The sequence below is a fragment of the Haloimpatiens lingqiaonensis genome, from assembly GCF_901447495.1.
Taxonomy (GTDB): domain Bacteria; phylum Bacillota; class Clostridia; order Clostridiales; family Clostridiaceae; genus Haloimpatiens; species Haloimpatiens lingqiaonensis.
Genome location: NZ_CABDWS010000180.1, coordinates 1 through 965, shown reverse-complemented (window position 1 = coordinate 965; position 965 = coordinate 1). Strand labels below are relative to the sequence as shown.

The window sequence follows — 965 nt, the reverse complement described above, 5'->3', positions numbered from 1 at the left end:
TATGGCAACTACTTTTAATTTATCTATAGTACCATTTCTAAATACTTTATTTTTTACAATGGTTTTTATTATATGTTTATGAATTTCTTTTAATCCATCTAAATCAAAATCACTTAAGGAGCGCCTAACGGCATCAATGCGTGGCATTTTAGTTTTTTTAGGTATTACTTTTTTAAACTTGCCTTTTTTAAGCCAATGTTCTAATCTATTGAAACTTCTTATCTGAAGCATAAATCCAAATAACACCACGAAGGTAATTGTTGAAATTTTTACATCAGATTTTATTCTTTTATCTTTTAAGTTATTGATTTTTTCACCTATATCGTATACCTTATTAATATAAGTAAGTAATTGTTTTAAATAACTTTTACTCATTTTATCAGCATCCTTTTTAAGTTGGTTTCTTGTCAAAACTATTATAAAAAGGATGCTTTTATTATGCAAATTTTTTCTCTAAAATTTCCAGCAAAAATCAGAATTTATGGTTTTTAACCTAACCCTCAATCATTCATTATAAATCAGCGGGCTCACGCCCCAAAAATTTTTAAGCGCTAAACTTCTGCCATAAATAAACGAAATATAGATTTAAATTTAGAATGTTATGTTTAAAGTTTTTCTATTGTACTAATATAAGCTAATTGTTAGTAACATTATCCCCTCTTAAATCATATAATTTTATGGAATAGCAAATTTCTATGGAGGATATTTATGTATAACTGGTATTGGCCTTGCATGCCATACATGAATATGTACGATAATAATGAGGATTTGGAGAGGATGTATCCAGAAATTTATCACAAAGCTTATCCTATGGTTGTAATGCATTGTGACGAAATGGAATCGAGTAGGAGCTGAATAATTATTTTATTCAGCGACCTCTCACACCACCGTGCGTACCGTTCGGTACACGGCGGTTCAATAAGAATTACCAACTGATAAATATCTTTCGGTTAATGTTATAAATC

The 965-nt window shown here is 28.9% G+C and carries 1 protein-coding gene; it reads right to left on the bottom strand.

Going from position 1 to position 965, the window contains the following annotated elements:
• The coding region (locus FGK85_RS15180) for a hypothetical protein (RefSeq protein WP_341472459.1) at positions 1-375 on the bottom strand (375 nt) is incomplete at its 3' end.
• Positions 376-965: the final 590 nt, after the last annotated feature.